Raw genomic sequence first — 18,513 nt, 5'->3', positions numbered from 1 at the left:
GCGCGCTGACGGACGAGCTGCCCGGGGCGTCGCACGGTGCCGCCTTCCGCACCGACGGCGGGGCGTGGCCGCCGGCGGGTGCGGAGGCCGTCGACCTGACGGGCTTCTACGACGGCATGGCCGGGCTCGGCCTGGAATACGGCCCGGTCTTCCAGGGCCTGCGGTCGGTGTGGCGCAGCGGGGACGAGGTCTTCGCCGAGGTCGCCCTCGCCTACGAAACGGACACGGACACGGACACGGACACAGGCACGGGCACAGGCACGGAGGCGGACGCCGGCGCGGGCACGTTCGCCCTGCATCCGGCGCTGCTGGACGCCGCGCTGCACGCGATCGGCGCGGGCGGCCTCGTCCCCGTCGACGACGGGCCGCTGCTGCCCTTCGCCTGGTCCGGTGTGGACGTGCGGGCCGTCGGGGCGACGGCGTTGCGGGTCACGGTCTCGCGGACCGGTACCGATGCGGTCTCCCTGGCCGTGGCCGATGCCGCCGGTGGACCCGTGGCCACGGTCGAGACGCTGTCGCTGCGGCCGGTGTCGCGGGAGCAGCTGCTCAAGGCGGGTGGCTCCGGCAGGCGTGCCGAGGACGCTCTCTTCGGCCTCGAATGGCGGCCGGTGGTCCTCGGCGACGCCGCCGAGCTCGACGTCCGGTGCTACGCGGACCTGGCTGCGCTGGCCGCCGAGCCCGCCTTGCCCGAGGTCGCCGTCGTGCCGTGCCCGGCCGGATCCGGTACGGACACGGCAACCCGGGTGCACGCCGTTGCCGGTGAGGTGTTGGCGCTGGTGCAGTGGTGGCTGGCGGAGGACCGTCCGTCGCGTCTGGCGCTGGTGACCCGGCCCGGTGACCTCGCCCATGCGGCGGTGTGGGGTCTGGTCCGCTCCGCGCAGTCGGAGAACCCCGACCGGATCGTGCTGGTGGAGGCGGAGGACACCGACGCGGCCGTCCGCATCCTGCCCGCCGCCGTCGCCTCCGGTGAGCCGCAGCTCGCGGTGCGCGGCCAGAGCGGCCAGAACAGCCAGGACAGCCAGGACGTGTTCGTCCCCCGTCTGGCGAAGACGCCCGGATCCGCCACCGGCACCCCGGACTTCGGGGACGGCACCGTCCTCGTGACCGGTGCGTCCGGTGCGCTGGGCGGGCTCGTCGCCCGGCACCTGGTGTCCGAGCACAAGGTGCGCCGGCTCCTGCTGGCCGGCCGCCGGGGCGCGGAGGCCGCCGGGGCGGCCGAGCTGACCGCCGAACTGGCCGAGTGGGGCGCCGAGGTCACCTGGGCGGCCTGTGACGTGGCCGACCGGGACGCCGTGCGTGCCCTGCTGGGCGGGCTCGACGACCACCCGTTGTCGGCCGTCGTGCACACCGCCGGCGTTCTCGACGACGGCGTCGTCTCCTCGGTCACCCCGGAGAGGCTGGCAGCGGTGCTCCGCCCCAAGGTGGACGCCGTGCTGAACCTCCACGAGTGCACCCGGGAATCGGATCTGGCCGCCTTCGTCCTCTTCTCCTCGGTCGCCGGAATCGTCGGCAGCGCCGGTCAGGCGAGTTACGCGGCGGCGAACTCCTTCCTCGACGCCTTCGCCTCGCACCGCCGTGGTGAGGGCCTGCCCGCCACGTCGCTGGCCTGGGGAGTGTGGGAGCAGTCCGGTGCGATGACCGACGGTCTCGCCGAGGCCGACCGGGCGCGGATGGCCCGCAGCGGCGTGCTGCCGCTGTCGTCGGAGGAGGGGCTGCGGCTGTTCGACATGGCGCTGGCTTCGCACGAGGCCGTGCTCGCTCCGGTCCGGATCGACACCGGTGCGCTGCGCGCCGGCGAAGCGCCGCCGGTGATGCGCGCCCTGGTGCCGGCACCGGCCCGCAGGACCGCCCGGGCGTCCGCGTCCGCACCCTCCTCGGCCTCGCTGACGGCACGCCTGGACGGTCTGCCGGACGGGGAGCGCGAGAAGGTCGTCCTGGACCTGGTCCGGGCGGAGGTCGCCGCGGTCCTGGGGCACGCCTCGGACCGTACGGTCCAGCCGGAAAGCGCCTTCCAGGAGCTGGGCTTCGACTCGCTGACGGCCGTCGAACTGCGCAACCGGCTGAACAAGGCCACGGGTCTGCGACTGCCCGCGACGCTGGTCTTCGACTACCCGACACCCGCCGTTCTGGCCCGGCACGTGCTGACGGAGACGACGGGTGCGGCCGGACCCGCTCTAGTGGATTCCCTACTTGCCTCCCTCGACAAGGTCGAACAAGAATTGAACACGAAGTTGTCGGGGGGCGATGCCCGCGATCGGATCGTGTCAAAGCTCCAGAGCCTGCTGGTGATTGCCGGGGAATCCGGCAGCACGGCACAAGGCCCCGGAAGCGGCAGCGATCTGGAATCGGCCACGGACGACGAAATGTTTGACCTTCTTGGCAAGGAATTCGGAATCTCCTGACGGTTCCGGTGTCCCGGGCGACTCCTTGCCGAATTCCGGTAAGTATTCGCAGGGGTGAGGGACGATTTCGGTGGCGAACGAGGACAAGCTCCGCTATTTCCTGAAGCGAGTCACCGCAGATCTCCAGGAGACCCGGCGGCGCCTTCGTGACTACGAGGACGCCGCCGGGGAACCGGTCGCCATCATCGGGATGAGCTGCCGCTACCCGGGAGGCGTCCGCTCGCCGGAGGACCTGTGGGAGCTGGTCTCCACCGGCCGGGACGCCGTCTCGGAGTTCCCCGCCGACCGCGGCTGGGACCTGGACGCGCTCTACGACCCGGACCCGGAGCACCGGGGGACCAGCTACGCCCGTGAGGGTGCGTTCCTGCGCGACCTGGCGCAGTTCGACGCCGGGCTCTTCGGGATCTCGCCCCGCGAGGCGCTCGCGATGGACCCCCAGCAGCGGCTGCTGCTGGAGACGTCCTGGGAGCTCTTCGAGCGGGCGGGCATCGACGCCGCCTCGCTGGCGGGGAGCAGGACCGGTGTGTTCGCCGGGGTGATGAACCACGAGTTCCTCGCCACCCTGCAGAACTCCCCGGAAGACCTTGAGGGTTACCTGGGCACGGGAACCTCGGGCAGCGTCGCCTCCGGCCGGGTGGCCTACACCTTCGGCCTCGAAGGCCCGGCCGTCACGGTGGACACGGCGTGCTCGTCGTCGCTGGTCGCCCTGCACCTGGCCGTCCAGTCGCTGCGCAACGGCGAGTGCTCGCTGGCCGTGGCGGGCGGTGTCACGGCGATGGTCGGCCCCGCCACCTTCGTCGGCTTCAGCCGTCAGCGCGGTCTGGCGCCCGACGGCCGTTGCAAGGCGTTCGCGGCCGGTGCCGACGGCACGGGCTGGGGCGAGGGCGTCGGCCTGCTGCTGGTCGAGCGTCTCTCGGACGCCCGCCGCAACGGGCACGAAGTCCTCGCGATCGTGCGGGGATCCGCCGTCAACCAGGACGGCGCGTCCAACGGCCTGACCGCCCCCAACGGCCCCTCCCAGCAGCGGGTGATCCGCCAGGCCCTCGCCGCCGCCCAGCTGACCGCCGCACAGGTCGACGCGGTGGAGGCGCACGGTACGGGCACCCGGCTGGGTGACCCGATCGAGGCCCAGGCCCTGCTCGCCACGTACGGCCAGAGCCGCTCCGAGGACCAGCCGCTGTGGCTGGGCTCGATCAAGTCCAACATCGGGCACACGCAGGCCGCGGCCGGTGTGGCCGGCATCATCAAGATGGTCATGGCCATGCGCCACGACGAACTGCCGAGCACGCTGCACGTCGACGCGCCGTCCCCGCACGTCGACTGGTCGGCGGGCGCGGTGCAGCTGCTGACCGAATCCGTCCCCTGGCCGGCGTCCGACCAGCCGCGCCGGGCCGGCATCTCCTCCTTCGGGATCAGCGGCACCAACGCCCACACGATCATCGAGGAGGCCCCGCCGGCCGGCGCGTACGAACAGGACGCCCAGGAGGAGACGGACGGCGCCGCAGACGGGACCGCGGAAGCCGCAGAAGCCGAGGAAGCCGTGGAGGCGGCGCTCCCGGCCGAGGGCGGGCCGGTGCCGTGGGTGCTGTACGGCAAGAGCGAAGCCGCACTGTGCGCCCAGGCCGAACGCCTGCTCTCCCGCACCGACGCCGGCACCCCGCTACGGGACGTGGCGTTCTCCCTCGCCACCACGCGCACGGCGCTGGAACACCGTGCGGTGGTGCAGGGCGAGACGGTCGACGAGCTCGCCGAGGGACTGCGCGCGGTGGCCTCCGGATCCACGGCCCCGGGCGTGGTCCGAGGCCGGTCCGGCACGGGCGGCCGCGTCGGCTTCCTCTTCTCCGGCCAGGGATCGCAACGCCTGGGCATGGGCCGGGAGCTGTACGCGTCCTACCCGGCGTTCGCCGCCGCGTACGACGAGGTGTGCGCACACCTCGACGTCACGATCGACCTCGACTCCGAGGACCTGCACCGGACGGGCCTCGCCCAGCCCGCCCTGTTCGCCATCGAGGTGGCGCTGTTCCGGCTCCTCTCCTCCTGGGGCATCCGCCCCGACTACGTCGCCGGGCACTCGGTGGGCGAGATCGCCGCCGCGCACGTGGCGGGCGCGCTGTCGCTGGAGGACGCGGCGAAGCTGGTGTCGGCGCGTGCCGCGCTGATGCAGGCGCTGCCCGCCGGCGGGGCGATGGTGGCCGTCCAGGCGGCCGAGGACGAGGTGCTGCCGCACCTCACCGGCCAGGTGGGCATCGCCGCGGTCAACGGGCCCTCGTCGGTCGTGGTCTCCGGTGAGGAAGCGGCCGTACTGGCCGTCGCCGCGGTCTTCTCCGCGCAGGGCCGCAAGACGTCACGGCTGAAGGTCAGCCACGCCTTCCACTCGCCGCTGATGGACCCCATGCTCGACGACTTCGCCCGCGTCGTGGGTGAGCTGGCCTTCGAGACGCCGCAGATCCCCGTCGTCTCCAACGTCACGGGCCGGTTCGTCGACGCGTACACCCCCGACTACTGGGTCCGGCACGTCCGCGAAGCGGTGCGCTTCGCCGACGGCGTCCGGACGCTGCACGAGCACGGCGTGACCACCTTCGTGGAGATCGGCCCCGGCGGCGTGCTGAGCGCACTGGCCCAGGGCTGCCTGGACGACGCCGAGGCGCTCGCCGTCCCCGCCCTGCGGGCGGACCGCCCGGAGCGGGCGGCACTCGTCGCCGCGGTCTCCGAACTGCACGCGCACGGCGTCTCACCGGACTGGGCCGCCGTCTTCCCCGGCGCCCGCCGCGTGGAACTGCCCACCTACGCCTTCCAGTACGAGCGCTACTGGCTCGACGCCTCGCAGACCGCAGTCGGCGACGTGCGTGCGGCCGGCCTGGGCTCCGCCGACCACCCGCTGCTGGGCGCCGCCGTCGCCCTCGCCGGTGGCGACGAGCGGCTGCTGACCGGGCGGCTGTCACTGCGCACGCACCCGTGGCTCGCCGACCACGCCGTCCTCGGGAACGTGCTGCTGCCCGGCACCGCGTTCGTCGAACTGGCGGTGCGCGCGGCCGACGAAGCCGGCTGCGCACTGCTGGAGGACCTCACCCTCGAAGCGCCCCTCGTGGTGCCCGAGCGGGGCGGCATCGCCGTCCAGGTGTGGGTCGGCGCGGACGACGGCTCCGGCCGTCGGCCGCTGACCGTGCACTCCCGTCCCGAGGACGACACCGACCTGCCGTGGGTCCGGCACGCGACCGGCACCGTCACCGGCGAGGCGGGCGCCCCGGCCGGCCGGACGCTCGCCGCGTGGCCGCCGCCGGGCGCCGAGCCCGTCGGCCTCGACGGCTTCTACGACCGGCTGGCCGGCCTCGGCCTGTCCTACGGTCCCGCATTCCGCGGGCTGCACCGCGCATGGCACGCGGGCGACGAGGTCTTCGCCGAGGTCACCCTCCCCGACGGCATGGACGTCGGCTCCTTCCTCCTGCACCCGGCGCTGCTGGACGCGTCGCTCCACGCGATCGGCGCGGGCGGTGCCCTGGTGGGGGAAACGGACGGGCCGCTGCTGCCGTTCGCCTGGTCCGGTGTGTCCGTGCGCGCCACGGGCGCGTCGACCGTCCGGGTGCGGCTGTCCCGGGCCGGTACCGACACGGTGTCGCTGCTGCTGGCCGACGCCGCCGGCGAGCCCGTCGCGTCCGTGGAAGCGCTGACGCTGCGCGCGGTGTCGGCACAACAGCTCGGCAAGCGCCCCGAGGACGCGATGTTCACGATGGAGTGGACGCCGCTGACCCTGCCCTCCGACGCAGCGGGCACGACGGTCGAGTACGTCCCGGACACCGCCTCGCTGGCCGGCACCGACCGGACGTCCCCCGCCGACGTGCTCGTCGTCCCGTGCCCCGAGGGCACGGCAGGGCTCAGCGGAGCCGAACGGGTCCGCGAGGTCACCGCAGAGGTGCTGCGACTGCTCCAGTGGTGGTCCGCCGAGGAACGGACGGCACGCCTGGTCCTCGTGGCACGCTGCGACGACCTCGCCCACGCCGCCGCGGCCGGTCTCGTGCGCTCGGCCCAGGCGGAGAACCCCGGCCGGATCGTGCTCCTCGAAACCGACGGCCCGGCCGACGTGCTGGAGTCCGTGCCCGGCATCGTGCGCTCCGGCGAGCCCCACGTCGTCGTGCGCGACGGAGAGGTCCGTGTGCCGCGCCTGGCCCGGGCCGCCGCCCCGGAGACGGAGGACGCCGCCCCCGACCTCGGTGGCACCGTCCTGCTGACCGGCGCCTCGGGCGCGCTCGGCGGAACCCTCGCCCGGCACCTCGTGACCGGACACGGCGTGCGCAGCCTGCTGCTCGTCAGCCGCCGCGGCGCCGACGCCCCGGGCGCCGCGGCCCTGGAGGCCGAACTCACCGCGCACGGCGCCGATGTGACCTGGGCCGCCTGCGACGTGGCCGACCGCGCGGCGCTCTCCGAGGTGCTGGCCGCGACACCGGTCGACTCCGTCGTGCACACCGCCGGCGTGCTGGACGACGGCGTGATCGCCGCGCTGACGCCGGAGCGCCTGGACGCCGTGCTCAAGCCCAAGGTCGACGCCGTACTGAACCTGCACGAACTCGCCGGCGACAAGCCGTTCGTGCTCTTCTCCTCCGCCGCCGGCACCTTCGGCAACCCCGGCCAGGGCAACTACGCGGCCGCCAACGCCTTCCTCGACGCGTTCGCCACGCACCGCCGGGACCGCGGCCTGCCCACGGTCTCGCTCGCGTGGGGCCTGTGGGAGCAGGAAGGGGCCATGGCCGACGGCCTCGACGAGGCGGGCAGGTCGAGGATGGCGCGCTCGGGCGTGCTGCCGCTCTCCACCGACGACGCCCTGCGGCTCTTCGACGTCGCCCTCCTCTCCGACGAGGCCGTGCTCGTACCGGTCCGCCTCGACACCGGCGCCCTGCGCAACCGGGAGGCCGCAGCCGTACCGGCGCCGCTGCGCGGACTCGTCCGCGTCCCCCTGCGCGGCACCGCCCAGCGCACCGCCACCGGATCACTGGCCACGCGCCTCGCCGGGCTCTCACCGGACGAGCGCGACGAAGCCGTCCTGGAACTGGTCCGGTCCGAGGTCGCCGCCGTACTGGGGCACTCCTCGGTCCGCGCCGTCCAGCCCGCGCACGCCTTCCAGGACCTGGGCTTCGACTCGCTGACGGCGGTGGAGCTGCGCAACCGGCTGTCCACCGCGACCGGCCTGCGCCTGCCCGCGACCCTGGTCTTCGACCACCCGACGCCCGCCGCCCTCGCCCGGCACGTCGGAGCCGGACTCCTCGGAGAGACCCCCGACGGCACGGCCGCCGTCCGCCGGGCCGGGGGAGCCGTCGACGAGCCGATCGCCATCGTCGGCATGAGCTGCCGCCTGCCGGGCGGAGTGCGCTCGCCGGAGGACCTGTGGCGGCTGGTGGCGTCCGGCCGGGACGGCATCTCCCGCTTCCCCGACGACCGCGGCTGGGACGTCGAGTCGCTGTACGACCCGGACCCCGCCCACCTCGGCACCACCTACACCATGCAGGGCGGCTTCCTGCACGAGGCGGCGCGGTTCGACGCCGGTTTCTTCGGCATCAGCCCCCGCGAGGCGCTGGCGATGGACCCGCAGCAGCGGCTGCTGCTGGAGGCGTCGTGGGAGGCGTTCGAACGGGCGGGCATCGACCCGGCCTCCGTGCGCGGCAGCAGGACCGGAGTCTTCACCGGCCTGATGTACCACGACTACGGCCAGGGCCCGCGCGAGCTGCCCGAGGGCGTCGAGGGCCTGCTCACCACCGGAGGGTCGGGCAGCGTCGCCTCCGGCCGGGTGTCCTACACCTTCGGGCTCGAAGGCCCGGCCGTCACCGTCGACACGGCGTGCTCGTCGTCGCTCGTCGCCCTGCACCTGGCCATCCAGGCGCTGCGCAACGGCGAGTGCACGATGGCGCTCGCCGGCGGCGTCACGGTCATGGCGAGCCCCACGGTCTTCGTGGAGTTCAGCCGGCAGCGCGGTCTGTCGGCGGACGGCCGCTGCAAGGCGTTCGCAGCCGGGGCCGACGGCACCGGCTGGGGCGAAGGCGTCGGCGTCCTGCTGGTGGAACGACTGAGCGACGCCCAGCGCAACGGTCACCAGGTGCTGGCGGTCGTGCGCGGGTCGGCGGTGAACCAGGACGGTGCGTCGAACGGTCTGACGGCGCCGAACGGCCCGTCGCAGCAGCGGGTGATCCGCCAGGCCCTGGCCTCCGCCGGATTGTCGCCGGCCGACGTCGACGCCGTCGAGGCGCACGGCACGGGCACGAAGCTGGGCGACCCCATCGAGGCCCAGGCCCTGCTCGCCACCTACGGCCAGGAGCGGCCCGAGGGCCGGCCGCTGTGGCTCGGCTCGCTGAAGTCCAACATCGGCCACACGCAGGCCGCCGCCGGTGTGGCGGGTGTGATCAAGATGGTCATGGCGATGCGCAACGGCCTGCTCCCGCAGACCCTGCACGTCGACGAGCCGACCCCGCACGTGGACTGGGAGGCGGGCGACGTCCGGCTGCTGACCGAAGCCGTCGACTGGCCGGTGACGGACCGGCCCCGCCGCGCGGCGGTCTCGTCGTTCGGCGTCAGCGGCACCAACGCGCACACCATCATCGAGCAGGCACCCACCGCAGCCGCTCCTGTCGAGCCCGCTGTGGAGGACGACCCCGTGGCCCAGCCGTGGGTCCTCTCCGGCAGGACCGAAGCGGCACTGCGGGCCCAGGCCGCCCGCCTCATCTCCTTCCTGGACGAAACCGGCGGACAGACCCCGACGACCGACACGGCCTACTCGCTGGCCACCACCAGGGCGGCCTTCGAACACCGCGCCGTGGTCGTGGGGGAGAGCACCGAGAAGTTCCGGCAGGGGCTCGCCGCCGTCGCGGACGGCTCCACGCCGCCCCACGTGGTGACCGGGGCCGCCCGGACCACCGGCAAGGTCGTCTTCGTCTTCCCCGGCCAGGGCTCGCAGTGGGTCGGCATGGCCACCGAACTGCTGGAGACCTCACCGGTCTTCCGCGAACGGATCACCGCCTGCGAACGCGCCCTGTCCCCGCACGTGGACTGGTCGCTGACCGAGGTGCTGCGCGGCGAGTCCGACGTGGAGCAGGACCGCGTCGACGTGCTGCAACCCGTGCTGTGGGCGATGACCGTCGCACTGGCCGAGGTGTGGCGCTCCTTCGGCGTCACCCCCGCGGCGGTCGTCGGACACTCCCAGGGCGAAGTCTCCGCCGCAGTGGTCGCCGGAGCGCTCTCCCTGGAGGACGCGGCGCGCATCGTCGCCCAGCGCAGCCTGGCGGTACGCGAACTCCAGGGCCGCGGCGGCATGGCCTCGGTGACCCTCCCGCACGACGAAGCGCACGAACTGATCGGCCGGTGGGCCGGCCGGCTCGGCATCGGCGCGGTGAACGGGCCCGGAACCGTCGTGGTCTCGGGAGACACCGACGCCCTGGACGAACTCCTGGCGCACTGCGAGCAGCAGGGCATCCAGTCCCGCAAGGTCGCCGTGGACTACGCCGCGCACTCCCCGCAGATCGAGCAGGTCGAAAACCAGGCCAGGGACGGCTTCGCCGGCATCACCCCCCGCCCCGGCGCCGTGCCCTTCTACTCGACGGTCACCGGCCGGAAGCTGGACGCCGGTGAGCTCGGCTCCGACTACTGGTACCGCAACATGCGGCAGACGGTGCGGTTCCACGACGCGATCCACGCGGCCCTGGCCGACGGGCACGACGTCTTCATCGAAGTCAGCCCGCACCCCGTGCAGGTGGCGGGCATCCAGGACGCCATCGAGGCCGCCGAGGCCGAAGCCGTGGCCGTACCGACCGTGCGCCGCGGCGACGGCGGCCGGCGCCGGCTGCTGCTGTCGCTGGCCCAGGCCCACGTGCACGGCGTCACCGTCGACTGGGACGCGGTCCTGCCGGGGGCGCGCACCGTCGACCTTCCCACCTACGCGTTCCAGCACGAGCGGTACTGGCTGGACGGCGTGGCGGCGGCCGGTGACGTACGCGCCGCGGGACTGGACTCCGCCGACCACCCCTTCCTGGGCGCGGCGGTGGAACTGCCCGATGCCGGCGGCCACCTGCTGACCGGCCTGCTGTCCCTGCAGACCCAGCCCTGGCTGGCCGACCACGCGGTCCTCGGATCGGTGCTGCTGCCCGGCACGGCGTTCGTCGAACTGGCCGCCCACGCCGCGGCCGAGACCGGCTGCGACCTGGTCGAGGAACTGACCCTGGAAGCGCCGCTCGTGCTGCCCGAGCACGGCGGCGTCGCCCTCCAGATCCTCGTCGGCGCGCAGGACGACTCCGGCCGCCGGCCGCTGACCGTGCACTCCCGGGCCGAGGACGGCCCGTGGGTACGCAACGCCACCGGTGCCGTCGCCACGGGCGCGGCCCCGGCCGACACCGACCTCGCCGACTGGCCCCCGGCCGACGCCGAGCCGGTCGACCTGGACGGCTTCTACGACGGACTGGCCGGGATCGGCCTGACCTACGGACCGCTGTTCCAGGGGCTGCGCGCCGCCTGGCGCGGCAGCGACGCCGTCTACGCCGAACTGGCCGTCCCCGAGGGCCCGGACGCGGACGCCTTCGGCGTGCACCCCGCGCTGCTGGACTCCGCCCTGCACGCGCTGGGCGCGGGCGGGCTCGTACCGGAGGCCGACGGGCCGCTGCTGCCCTTTGCCTGGTCCCGCGTCACCGTGCACGCCACCGGAGCCGCCGCCCTGCGGGTGCGGCTGTCGGCGGCCGGCGGGGACGCGGTGCGGCTGACGGCCGCCGACGGCACGGGCCGGCCCGTCGTCTCGGTGGAGTCCCTGACGCTGCGCCCGGTGTCCCTCGACCAGCTCCGCACGAGCTCCCGGGACTCCCTGTTCACCGTCGAGTGGACGCCGCTCGCCGCACCGCCCCAGGCACCCGGCGCGACCGTACGGGCCTACGACGACATCGCCTCGCTCGTCTCCGCCCCGGCGACGGACGCGGACGCCGTCGTCGTGCCCTGCCCCGCCGGGTCCGGCACGGACGCCGAGCGCGTCCGGGACGTCCTGGCCGAGGTGCTCGGGCTGGTCCAGTGGTGGCTGGCCGAGGACCGGGCCGCGCGCCTGGTGCTCGTGACCCGCGGCGCGGCCGCCCCCGGCGACGATCCGGTCCAGGCCGCCGTGTGGGGCCTGGTGCGCTCGGCCCAGTCGGAGAACCCGGACCGCATCGTCCTCCTCGACACCGGCGAGGACACCGACGCGGCGAAGGCCGCGACGACGGTCGTGCCCCGGCTCCTCGCCTCCGGGGAGCCGCAGGCGGCACTGCGCGACGACGTGCTGCTGCTGCCCCGCCTGGCCAGGGCCACCGCCACCGCACCGGGGGCCACCCCGGACCTCGGAACGGGCACGGTACTGCTGACCGGCGCGTCCGGCGCCCTGGGCGGACTGCTCGCCCGGCACCTCGTCGACCGGCACGGTGTACGCAGCCTCCTGCTGATGAGCCGGCGCGGCGCGGACGCCGAGGGCGCGGCCGAGCTCCAGGCGGAGCTGACCGCCTCGGGCGCCGACGTGACCTGGGCCGCCTGCGACGCGGCCGACCGCGACGCCCTCGCCGCGGTGCTGGCCCGGACGCCGGTGACCGCCGTGGTGCACACGGCCGGCGTCCTCGACGACGGCGTCATCGGCTCGCTCACGCCGGAGCGCCTGGACGCGGTGCTGCGCCCGAAGGCCGACGCCGTGCTGAACCTGCACGAACTGACCGGCGACCTGTCGGCGTTCGTGGTCTTCTCCTCGCTCGCCGGCACGCTCGGCACGCCCGGCCAGGCGAACTACGCCGCGGCCAACGCCTTCCTGGACGCCTTCGCCCGTCGCCGCCGCGCGCAGAGCCTTCCCGCGGTGTCGCTGCCCTGGGGCCTGTGGCAGCGGACCGGCACCATGACCGCGGACCTCGGCGGAGCGGACCGCACCCGGCTCGCCCGCGGCGGCGTGCTGCCGCTGTCGGACGAGGACGGTCTGGAGCTCCTCGACGCCGCCCTCGCCCGGGAGGAACCCGTGGTCGTGGCGGCACGGCTGGACGTCGCCGCGCTCCGCAACGCGGCCGCCCCGGTGCCGCCGCTGCTCGCAACGCTGGCCGGCGGCCGGCCGCGGCGCACGGACCGGGCCACCGTCGTACCGCTGGCGCAGCGGGTCGCGGACCTGCCCGAGAGCGAGCGCGAAGAGGTGGTGCTGGACCTGATCCGGTCCGAGGTCGCCGCCGTGCTCGGACACGGCTCCGCCAAGGCCGTACAGCCCGACCAGGCGTTCGGCGACCTGGGCTTCGACTCACTGACCGCCGTGGAACTGCGCAACCGGCTGAACAAGGCCACCGGCCTGCGGCTGCCCGCCACGCTGGTCTTCGACTACCCGACGCCCGAGGCCCTCGCCCAGCGGGTGCTGAAGGACCTCCCGGGCGGCACGGGCGGGACCGGGTCGGTCTTCGACGAGATCGACCGCCTCGCCGCCGCCCTCGACGCCGCCGCAGCGGACAACACCACCCGAACAAAGATCAACATGCGTCTCCAGGCGCTGCTCACCCGCTGGAACGGGAACGAGCCGGCCGATCCGGGAGACACCGGCGGAGCCGAGGACGAAGACGACCTCAGCTCGGCGAGCGACGAGGAGCTGTACGAGCTGCTCGACGACGAACTCGGCACCTCCTGAACTGCGCAGGCCACAAAGGGGCGGGCACACAGATGATGAACGAAGACAAGCTCCGGGACTACCTCCGGCGCGCCACCACCGACCTGCGCCAGGCCCGGCGACGCGTGCGCGAGCTGGAGGCCCGCGACCAGGAACCGATCGCCATCGTGGGAATGAGCTGCCGCCTGCCCGGCGGCGTGCACTCCCCGGAGGAGCTCTGGCAGCTCCTGGCCCGCGGCGGCGACGCCATCTCGGCGTTCCCCGAGGACCGCGGCTGGGACGTCGACTCCCTCTACGACCCCGACCCCGAGCGGCCCGGCAAGGTCTACACCCGGCAGGGCGGGTTCCTGCACGACGCACCGGACTTCGACGCACAGCTCTTCGGGATCTCGCCGCGCGAGGCGCTGGCGATGGACCCGCAGCAGCGGCTGCTGCTGGAGACCGCCTGGGAGGTCTTCGAGCGCGCGGGCATCGACCCCGCCTCGCTCAAGGGCAGCCGCACCGGCGTGTTCGCCGGCCTGATGTACCACGACTACGGCTTCACCCCGGGCGTCCTCCCGGAAGGCGTCGAAGGGCTGCTCAGCACGGGCAATTCCGGCAGCGTCGCCTCCGGACGCATCGCCTACACCTTCGGCTTCGAGGGCCCCGCCGTCACCATCGACACGGCCTGCTCGTCCTCGCTCGTCGCGCTGCACCTCGCCGTGCAGGCGCTGCGCAGCGGCGAATGCTCGATGGCGCTCGCCGGCGGCGTGACGGTCATGGCGGGCCCCAGCGCGTTCGTGGAGTTCAGCCGCCAGCGCGGGCTCGCCCCCGACGGCCGCTCCAAGGCGTTCGCCGCGGCGGCGGACGGGGCGACCTGGTCCGAGGGTGCCGGCCTGCTGCTCGTGGAGCGCCTGCGGGACGCCCGTCGCCTCGGGCACGAGGTGCTGGCCGTCGTCCGCGGCAGTGCGGTGAACCAGGACGGCGCGTCCAACGGCCTGACCGCGCCCAACGGCCCCTCGCAGCAGCGGGTGATCCTCCAGGCGCTGGCCTCCGCCGGGCTGTCGCCGGCCGACGTGGACGCCGTGGAGGCGCACGGCACGGGCACCACACTGGGCGACCCGATCGAGGCGGAAGCCCTGATCGCCACCTACGGGCAGGACCGCGAACGACCGCTGCTGCTCGGCTCGTTGAAGTCGAACATCGGCCACGCGCAGGCCGCCGCGGGCGTGGCCGGCGTCATCAAGATGGTCATGGCGATGCGCCACGGCGTGCTGCCGCAGACCCTGCACGTGGACGAGCCGACCCCGCACGTCGACTGGTCGGCGGACACGGTGCGGCTGCTGACCGAGGCCACCGACTGGCCGCGGACGGACCGCCCGCGCCGGGCCGGGATCTCCTCGTTCGGCATCAGCGGCACCAACGCGCACGTCGTCATCGAGCAGGCGGCCGAACCGGAGGCGGAGGAACCGGCCGGCGACGCCCCCGAGGCACCCGCCGAGGAGCCGCTGCGGGCCCGCACCTCCCTCGTGCCGTGGGTCCTGTCGGCGAAGAGCGATACGGCCCTGCGGGCCCAGGCACAGCGCCTGCTGGCCTTCACGGAGACCGACGGCACCACGGCGGACCCCGCCGACGTCGCGTTCTCCCTGGCCACCACCCGCACGGCGTTGGAGCACCGGGCCGCGGTGATCGGCGCCGACGCGGACGAGCTGCGAACGGGCCTCGCCGCCCTCGCAGCCGGTGAGCCGGCGGCACACGTGGTGCAGGGCCGCCCGGCCGGCGGCAAGACCGGCTTCCTCTTCTCCGGGCAGGGATCACAACGCCCGGGCATGGGACGCGAGCTGTACGAGGCGTTCCCGGTCTTCGCCGCGGCCTACGACGAGGTGTGCGCACATCTCGACGCGCCGGTCGACGTGGACGGCGAGGAGCTGAACCGGACCGGAGCAGCACAGCCCGCCCTGTTCGCCGTCGAAGTGGCGCTGTTCCGGCTCCTCGCCTCGTGGGGCATCCGGCCCGACTACGTCGCCGGCCACTCGGTCGGCGAGATCGCCGCAGCGCACGTGGCCGGAGTGCTGTCGCTGGAGGACGCGGCCAAGCTGGTCTCGGCCCGCGCCACGCTGATGCAGGCACTGCCTGCCGGCGGGGCGATGGTGGCCGTCCAGGCGGCCGAGGACGAGGTCCTGCCGCACCTCACCGAACGGGTGGGCATCGCGGCCGTCAACGGACCCGCGTCCGTGGTCCTGTCCGGCGCCGAACACGCCGTGACGGAGATCGCCGACGTCTTCGCCCGGCAGGGCCGCAAGACCTCGCGCCTGAAGGTCAGCCACGCCTTCCACTCGCCGCTGATGGACCCGATGCTCGACGCGTTCGCACAGGTCGTGCAGGGGCTGACGTTCGACAGGCCGCAGATACCCGTCGTCTCCAACCTCACGGGCCGGCCCGTCGACGCCTGCACGGCCGACTACTGGGTGCGGCACGTCCGCGAGGCCGTCCGCTTCGCCGACGGCGTGCAGACCCTGCACGAGCTGGGCGTCACCACCTTCGTGGAGATCGGCCCCGGCGGTGTGCTGAGCGCCCTCGTACAGGGCTGCGTGGACGACGCGGTCACGGTGCCGGCGCTGCGCGCCGACCGCCCCGAACCCCGGGCCCTCCTCACCGCCCTCGGACAGCTCCACACCCACGGACTCTCCCCGGACTGGCCCGCCCTCCTCCCCGGAGCCCGCCGCACCGCCCTGCCCCCCTACGCCTTCCAGCGCGAGCGCTACTGGCTGGAGGGCACCACCGCCCCCGACGTCTCCGCGGCGGGCCTGGACTCCTCCGGCCACCCCCTGCTCGGCGCGGTCGTGGAGACCGCCGGGGGACAGGACGTGCTGCTCACCGGCCGGCTGGCCCCCACCGGCCTGCCCTGGATCGCGGACCACACGGTCGGCGGAGTGCCCGTGCTGCCGGTGTCCGCGTTCGTGGAACTCGCCCTCTGCGCGGGCCGGCAGGCCGGATTCCCGCACGTCGAGCAGCTGGACGTCGACGCCCCGCTGGTCCTGGCGCACCAGGGCGCGGTCCGCATACAGGTGCAGGTCGGCCCGGCCGAGGACGCCGGCCGGCGGTCGGTGCAGATCTACAGCCGGGCCGCCGACGACGCCGAGGAGCCGTGGGTCCGCCACGCCACCGCAGAACTCACCCGCGACGTTCCGGCGACGGACTTCGACATGGTGATCTGGCCGCCGACGGGCGCCGAAACCCTGCCCGTGGAGGACCACCGGACCCTGCGCGCCGCCTGGCGCTCCGGGGACGAGCTGTACGCCGAGGCCGTACTGCCCGGCACCGAGCGGGAGCGCGCCGGCCGCTACGGCCTGCACCCCGAACTGCTCGACGCCGCCCTCGACACCCTGACGCTCGACCGCACGGACGCCGCCGGCGAGCTGCTGATGCCCTTCGCCTGGAGCGGCGTGTCCCTGCACGCCACGGGCGCCACGACCGTACGCATACGCGTCCGCCCCGCCGGCGACGGCGTGACGGTCGAACTCGCCGACGCCGACGGTGCTCCCGTGGCCTCGGCGGCGTCCGTACGGACGCGGCCGGTGTCACCGCAGCAGGTACTGGCAGCACGCGTCGCACACCAGGACTGGCTGTTCGACGTCGACTGGGTCGAGCACGCCCTGCCCGCCGCCCCGGCCACCGAACCCGCATGGGCGGTACTCGGCGGCGACGGCCCGTACCCCGGCCTCGACGCGCTCCGCCAGGCGGTCGACGCCGGTTCACCGGCGCCCGCCCACGTGCTCCTGCCCTGTGCCCCGAGCGGGGACGACACAGCGACGGCGACCCGGGACCTGCTGGCCGCCGTCATGACGGCGGTCCAGGAGTGGGTGACCGACGACCGGTTCACCGATGCGCGGCTCGTGGTGACGACCCGCGGAGCCGTCGCCCTGGACGGGGAGACACCGGACCTCGCCCACGTCGCGGTGGCCGGCCTGGTGAAGTCCGCACAGGCCGAGCACCCGGACCGCCTGCTGCTCGTCGACTCCGACGCGGACATCACCGGACCCGTGGCCGGAGCGCTCGCCGCACTGGACGAACCGCAGGCCGTGGTACGCGCCGGCAAGCTGTTCGTGCCCCGCCTCGACCGGATCACCCGCCCCGGGGAACCCGCCGCACGAGCCTGGGACCCCGAGGGAACGGTGCTGCTCACCGGCGCCTCCGGCGGCCTCGGCCTGTCCCTCGCACGGCACCTCGTCACCGAACGCGGCGCCCGCAGGCTGCTGCTGGCCAGCCGCCGCGGACCCGCCGCCGAGGGCATCGGCGAGCTCAGCGCCGCCCTGACCGCACTGGGCGCACACGTCGACGTGGCCGCCTGCGACATCGCCGACCGGGACGCCGTGGCGACGCTCCTCGCCTCGATCCCCGCCGAGCACCCGCTCACGGCCGTCGTGCACGCCGCCGCCGCCCTGGACGACGGCGTGATCACCGCACTGACCCCCGAGCGCCTGGACACCGTGCTGCGCCCGAAGGTCGACGGTGCGCTGCACCTGCACGAGCTGACCAAGGACCTGGACCTCTCCGCGTTCGTCCTCTTCTCGTCCCTGTCCGGAATCCTGGGCAGCGCCGGCGCGGCGAACTACGCTGCGGGCAACGCCTTCCTGGACGGCCTGGCCCGGCAACGCCGCGCCGAGGGCCTGCCCGCAACCTCACTGGCGTGGGGCCTGTGGACCGACAACGGCGGCATGGGCGACCGCATCACCGACGCCGACCGCAACCGTATGGGCCGCGCCGGAGTGGTGCCCTTCACCTCCGCCGAGGGCCTGGCCCTCTTCGACGCCGCCCTCACCCTCGACCGGCCCGTCGTCGTGCCCGTCCGGCTGGACTTCGCGGGACTGCGCTCCATGGCCCGCGCCGGCCTGATGCCGGCCGTCTTCCGCGGCCTCGTACCGGACACCGGCCGGGCCCCCGACGAAGCCGCCGCCGGCCGGACCACCGCCCTCGCCCGCCGGCTCGCCGGGATGGCCGAAGCCGACCAGGAGAAGGTGCTGCTGGACCTGGTGCGCAACCAGGCGGCCGCCGCCCTGGCCCTCGCCAACCCCGCCGTCATCGAACCGGGCACCGCCTTCCGGGACATCGGCTTCGACTCCCTCACCAGCGTGGAACTGCGCAACCGCCTCAACGCCGCGACCGGGCTGCGACTGAAGCCCACCCTGGTCTTCGACCACCCCAACCCCGTCGCGATCGCCCGCCTGCTGCACAAGGACCTGGTCCTCGACCTGGCCGCCGAGACCCCGCCCGTCCTCGACGAGCTGGACCGGCTGGAGGCCGGTCTCGCCGCGATCGCTCCCGACGACGCCGTACGGGACAAGGTCACCGCCCGCCTCAAGTCGCTGCTCTGGAAGTGGACCGACACCCACCAGGAGACCGCGGCGAGCACCCCCGGCGCCGACCTCGACCTCGACCGGATCGACGCCGCCACAGACGACGAGATGTTCGACCTCATCGACCAAGAGCTCGGGTCTCTCTAACCCTCCTTTCGCACTG

General features: G+C 74.4%; 3 protein-coding genes. All 3 read left to right on the top strand.

Going from position 1 to position 18,513, the window contains the following annotated elements; translation table 11 throughout:
* Nucleotides 1-2,402: type I polyketide synthase (locus LE181_RS03205; RefSeq protein ID WP_225659347.1), on the top strand; the 2,402-nt coding region annotated here is incomplete at its 5' end.
* 70 nt (nt 2,403-2,472) lie between these two features.
* A complete protein-coding gene (locus tag LE181_RS03200; RefSeq protein WP_225659346.1) occupies nt 2,473-13,035 on the top strand; it encodes a type I polyketide synthase in 10,563 nt (3,520 codons plus the stop codon).
* 32 nt (nt 13,036-13,067) lie between these two features.
* A complete protein-coding gene (locus LE181_RS03195; RefSeq protein WP_443742918.1) occupies nt 13,068-18,497 on the top strand; it encodes a type I polyketide synthase in 5,430 nt (1,809 codons plus the stop codon).
* The last annotated feature ends 16 nt before the right edge of the window (nt 18,498-18,513 follow it).

The sequence above is a fragment of the Streptomyces sichuanensis genome (assembly GCF_020328095.1).
GTDB lineage: Bacteria > Actinomycetota > Actinomycetes > Streptomycetales > Streptomycetaceae > Streptomyces > Streptomyces cinnamoneus.
This window is presented reverse-complemented; position numbering and strand designations above follow the sequence as displayed.